The sequence below is a fragment of the Desulfovibrio sp. 1188_IL3213 genome, from assembly GCF_036763145.1.
GTDB lineage: Bacteria > Desulfobacterota > Desulfovibrionia > Desulfovibrionales > Desulfovibrionaceae > Desulfovibrio.
Genome location: NZ_JBAIYR010000139.1, coordinates 1 through 5,346, shown reverse-complemented (window position 1 = coordinate 5,346; position 5,346 = coordinate 1). Strand labels below are relative to the sequence as shown.

Here is a 5,346-nt window from a genome sequence, read left to right as displayed (position 1 = left end):
GGCATGCTGGCTGCAGCCGGGCAGCTGGAGGAAGTGGTCACCATCATTTCTTCGGCATCCAACCAGCTTACGGCGCGCATCAGCCAGTCAAACCATATGTCGGCCGAGTCGGCGACCCGCCTGAGCGAGGCGGCAACTGCCATGAACGAGATGAACTCCACCGTGCGCGAGGTGGCGGGCAACGCATCAATGGCGTCGGGCGTGTCTGACGAAACCAGGGGCAATGCGGAAAACGGCGCGCATATCGTGCGCCAGGCCCTGCAAAGCATTGACCAGGTTCACAAGGTTTCTCTGGTGCTCAAAAAAGACATGAACCAGCTCAATGAGCATGCCCAGGCCATCAACCGCATTATGGGCGTCATATCCGACATAGCGGACCAGACCAACCTGCTGGCGCTTAATGCGGCCATTGAGGCTGCCCGGGCCGGAGACGCCGGGCGCGGCTTTGCCGTGGTGGCGGATGAGGTGCGCAAACTGGCGGAAAAAACCATGGCTTCCACCCAGGACGTGGGAAATGCCATTACCGCCATTCAGGAAAGTACCGCCAAAAGCGTAAGCGGTATGGACAAGGCGGTGGAGGAAATTGAAACTGCCACCGGATTTGCCAGCCAGTCCGGCGAAGCCCTGCGCCAGATCGTCAGCAATGTGGAAACCACGGCAGACCAGGTGCGGGCCATTGCCACAGCCAGTGAAGAACAGTCCGCGGCCAGCGAGGAAATCAATCAGTCCATAGTGCAGGTCAATGATATGGTGGGGCAGACGGCCCAGGCCATGCGCGAAGCTTCCGGCGCGGTGGAAGACCTGGCACAGCAGGCCAAACGTCTGGGCGAGCTCATTACCAGCCTGAAACAGGCGTAAACGCCTGAGGCGCGGGCTCTGAACAGCGGCTCACGGGGCGCATCGTCGCCTGATTGCCTGTTCCGCTTGCCATGAATCAAAGAAAGTCCCCCGCATCGATCTGATGACGGGGGACTTTCTGGCAGCAGTGAACACTGTTTGCGCTTTTTCGGGGGTTTTGCCTTTGAGGATGTATTTCCCCAGACTTTACGGTGCGCACGTGCGGCGTTTTACAGCGCGTATGCGCAGTGTGCGTCTTTTTCGCAAGTCCTTCGGGTTCGCAAGTCCTTCGGGTTCGCAAGTCCTTCGGGTTCGCAAGTTTTTCGGGCAGCGGCTGCGGCAGGCTTGCGCCCTCGTGACGGGCGCCTGCCCGCGCAGCCGTCAGAGCTGTTTCAAGGCGAAACCGCTCTGAAACTGTCCTGTCTGTTTACTTTGCCAGCCAGGCTTCCACCAGTTCGGGGTGTTCTTTCATGAAGCGACGGGCATTTTTCATCGGGTCCGCGCCCTTTTCCTGATTCCAGGCCATAAGCTGCTGTAACTGCTCGGGAGTGGCGTAAGAGAATTTTGACAAAAAGGCGTAGGCTGCGGGGTGATCGTCCTTGAGCCCCTTGCGCGCCACATTGTAGATGCCTTCTTCACTGCCGAGACTGCCCTTGGGGTCTTCAAGGTAATGCAGGTTCCAGCGCCCGAACATCCAGTGGGGCGACCATGCCGTGACCACTATCCATTCCTTGTTGCGGATGGCGTCCGCCAGGCTTGAGGTCATGATGGTGTCGCTGCCTTCCAGCAGTTCCATATTGTCAATGCCGTAGTCTTTCATCAGCTTTTCCGTAAGCTGCATGACGCCCGCGCCGGGGTCGATGCCCACGATCCGCCCCTTGAACTTTCCGGCATTGGCCTTCAGTTCTTCCACGGACTTCAGCGGCACATAGTCGGGCACGGCCAGGCCAAGGCGCGCCCCGCCCGTGAGCTTGCCGAGCACTTCCACATTGTTTTTGACCTTGTTATGCATGTCTTTGTGGGTGTCGGGCAGCCACGCGGTCACCATGGCGTCGGCATCGCCGGTGGCAAGGCTTGTCCAGAGGATGGGCTGGGTCACGGGCAGCAGTTCCACCTTGTAGCCCAGCTTGTCTTCAAGCACAGCCTTTGCAAGGTGGCTTGAGGCATTGGCGCAGTCCCATTCCACGTAAACAAGCTGGAGATTTTTGTCCTCTTTTTTATCTTTTGCCATAGCTTCGGCTGAAAAGAACAGGGCAAAGGCCACGGCGAGAATCAGTATGCGAAGTTTCATTGGTCCTCCTTTTACAAGGTTTTTCTTTTGCCGGTCACGACAACGGCGCCGATGCGCGGCCCATGCGGACTGGTCATGGTCGCCCGTTCCGCCGTCGCGCATAAACGGGATGCCGCAACAGCAGTGCGGGTACGGGAGCTTTTAAAGCAGGTCCTTGAGCAGTCCGGCTTTGAAAAAAGCTGGAACGCGCGGCGCGGGTATTTGGAAACATCCGCGCCGCGAAATACTTGCAGGGCGAGCTGCTTCGTCAGCAAGCACTTCAAGGTTACATACCCTGATGGGCTTTCTTGCCGGAGCTTTTCTGCGCCAGCGCGCGGAAGAGGCGGTCAAGGGTGATGGCAACAATAACAATGCCAAGCCCGGCCTCAAAACCCATGCCGATGTTGAGGCGCTGAATGGCCTTCCACACTTCGCCCCCCAGGCCGCGCGCGCCGATCATGGCCGCGATGACGGCCATTGAAAGGGCCAGCATGATGGTCTGGTTTACGCCCGCGACAATAGTGGGCATAGCCAGGGGAAGTTCCAGCTTGTACAGGCGCTGCATGCGCGTTGCGCCAAAGGCTTCGGTGCATTCCACAAGATCGCGGGGAACCTGCTGTATGCCCAGGCAGGTGAAGCGTATGGCCGGAGGCACAGAAAAAATGACCGTAGCCACCACCGCACTGACCTTGCCGATGCCGAAAAAAGGAATGGCCGGTATAAGATAGACAAAGGCGGGCATGGTTTGCATGACGTCCAGCACGGGCATGACAATCTTGCGCGCCGTGGGGGACATGGCCGCAAGAATGCCGCAGGGTACACCCACCAGCACGGAAAGCAGCGTGGCTGAAAGCACCAGGGCCAGCGTGCTGATGGTGGGCGCCCACAGGCCGAGATTCCACAAAAGGCCAAAGCCCAGAGCCACGAATACAGGCAGGCCGGGCCTGCGCGTTACCCACCACGCCAGGGCCGCCAGAAGCAGAATAAAAAGCCACGGCGGCGGCAGCAGCAGAAATTCTTCAAAACGGTCCAGCAGGGCAAGCATGATGGCGGACCCGGCGCGGGTAACGCCGGAAAACTGCTCCACCAGAAATTCCACGCCGCTGTCAATATAGCCGGCCAGGGGCAATCTAGGCAGCATGCGCACCCCTCCTGTCATTATGCTCCACCAGCGCGCCCAGCAGCAGCCCACGCACGATGACGCCCTGCAGGCGACGGCGGCTGTCTACCACAGCCAGCGGGTAGGGCAATTCGGCCATAAGCGGCACAAGCTCTGTCACCGGTGTGTCAGGCGTCACCGTCACAATGTCCGTGCGGGTTATTTCAGTAAGGTCTGAACGTCCCGCGCTGACCAGGGCCTCGGCGTCATCGGCATTAAGAATGCCCACAAAGCGGCGGTGACGGTCCAGAACAAAAAGCGAAGCAATGGAGTGGATGCGCATTTTGCGCAGGGCAGCGCGCGGACCGTCCAGGCCAAGCACCGCAGTATCTTCGGAACGCTTCATGACGCTGGCGGCGGTCAGCACTTGCGAGGCGTCGGCCGATGCAACAAAGCGGGCTACGTAATCGTTGGCCGGAGCCTGAAGAATGTCTTCGGGCGTGCCGGTCTGCACAACGGCTCCGTCCTGAAGCAGAACAATGCGGTCACCGAGCTTGAATGCCTCGTTAAGGTCATGCGTAATGAAAACAATGGTTTTCTGAATGTCTTCCTGAAGCGACAGCAACTCGTCCTGCATTTCTTGCCTGATAAGGGGGTCAAGGGCGCTGAAGGCTTCGTCCATGAGCAGCACTTGCGGTTCAAGGGCCAGGGCGCGGGCCAGGCCCACGCGCTGCTTCATGCCGCCGGAAAGCTCACCGGGGAAGGAGTTTTTCCACTGTGCAAGGCCGACGCGCTCAAGCATTTCTTCGCTTTTTTTCAGGCGTTGGACTTCAGATACACCCATGACTTCAAGGCCAAAGGCGGTGTTCTGCAATACCGTGCGGTGCGGAAAAAGAGCAAAATTCTGAAACACCATGCCGAAACAGCGTTGTCGCACATGGCGCAACTCTTTGGCATTCATGGTGGTTATGTCCGCGCCGTCCACAAGAATACGGCCGGAGCTGGGCATGATCAGCCCGTTGAGGCAGCGCAGCAGTGTAGACTTGCCGCTGCCGGAAAGCCCCATGATGACAAGCAGTTCGCTGTCTGTAATATCAAGGGAAATGTCGCGCAGGGCCACCGTGGTGCGGGTTTTTCGCAGAATGTCCGCGCGTGAGGCGCCTTCGGCGGCCAGTTCGAGAGCCTGTTCCGGCTGTGGCCCGAAGACTTTAGAAATATTTTGGATAGAAATTTTTGCCATATACCCTCCTTCTGCCGTGGCATGGAAATGTCGCGGGTGTAGCCCGTAAACGGGCGAGTATATGGAAGGACGAACAATAATTGATCGTCAAAACGAACTTGCTGGAGTCATCAGCGTTGACGGCACCGGCAGATGAACGCCTCCTCGGTACAAACCGAACTTCCATAAAGTGTTATAAAAAGTATTGTGAGAACAAAACATCATATTGTGCAGAAAAAAATGGTTTATCTATTGTGATTTGCCTCCTTTGCTTACACCTGCCGGGTTGCCCTGGGGCGGGTACACGGGCCGGGGCGGAAAATTTGTGTCATTCACATTCATGTTGCACTATACTGCAATTGGTATGTGTAAATGAAGTATGACTCTTTTGCACATGTTACATAATGAAAAAAACTGTTTTTTCAGATATGCATTGAAGATTCTTTTAAGATGCGAACATGAATGTCGCTGAATCTACAGAAGCTGTGACATGATGCCGGGGGTATTCCGAAGAAAGTAGCAGGACGCCACGCTGTTTGATGTGATGTTCTGGAGATAATAAAGTAAAAAAACATACGATGCAAGGATGAATTTTATTTCTGCATTTATTTTCATATTTCGGGGCCTTGGCGCGGTCTTTTTGCCCGGTTGTGGCCTGTCTGCGGTTTTGTGTGGCGCGTTGGGCGCTGGCGGCGGGGGAGACCGCAAGCCGCAGGACAAGGCGCAAAAAGCCCGCTATGCGGCGGCGTCAGTGGGGAAAGAGCATTTCTAAGGAGATTGCTCCACAGGCATGTGGAGAAGTTCAGAATTTAAGGCGCAGGATATGCCGCAGAGGCAGGAAGGCCGGAATCCGCAGAAAACGACAGGCGCAGCCGCATGGCGAGTACTGCTTGCGGGATGCGGCGCGCCAAGGTGGGGAGC

The 5,346-nt window shown here is 57.1% G+C and carries 5 protein-coding genes; 1 reads left to right on the top strand and 4 read right to left on the bottom strand.

Features of this window, described 5'->3' with window-relative positions:
- Positions 1–858, top strand: an 858-nt coding sequence (locus V6C16_RS07320; protein ID WP_333542956.1) for a methyl-accepting chemotaxis protein, incomplete at its 5' end; no start/stop codon positions are given.
- Positions 859–1,264: 406 nt separating this feature from the next.
- Here V6C16_RS07320 and V6C16_RS07315 read toward each other — a convergent pair.
- Genes V6C16_RS07315 through V6C16_RS07300 form a run of 4 tightly spaced genes read right to left on the bottom strand, consistent with a single transcriptional unit; the run spans position 1,265 to position 4,446 of the window.
- Positions 1,265–2,128: a glycine betaine ABC transporter substrate-binding protein gene (locus V6C16_RS07315; protein ID WP_333536223.1), complete on the bottom strand. Its 864-nt coding sequence runs from the start codon at positions 2,126–2,128 to the stop codon at positions 1,265–1,267.
- Positions 2,129–2,139: 11 nt separating this feature from the next.
- Positions 2,140–2,391 (bottom strand): hypothetical protein, encoded by a 252-nt coding sequence (locus V6C16_RS07310; protein ID WP_333536224.1) that lies wholly within the window; start codon positions 2,389–2,391, stop codon positions 2,140–2,142.
- Positions 2,392–2,393: 2 nt separating this feature from the next.
- On the bottom strand, positions 2,394–3,248 hold the full coding sequence (locus V6C16_RS07305; RefSeq protein ID WP_333536225.1) for an ABC transporter permease: 855 nt from the start codon (positions 3,246–3,248) through the stop codon (positions 2,394–2,396).
- A complete protein-coding gene (locus tag V6C16_RS07300) occupies positions 3,238–4,446 on the bottom strand; it encodes a quaternary amine ABC transporter ATP-binding protein (protein ID WP_333536226.1) in 1,209 nt (402 codons plus the stop codon). The genes V6C16_RS07305 and V6C16_RS07300 overlap by 11 nt, the downstream gene beginning before the upstream one ends.
- Between the last annotated feature and the right edge of the window lie 900 nt (positions 4,447–5,346).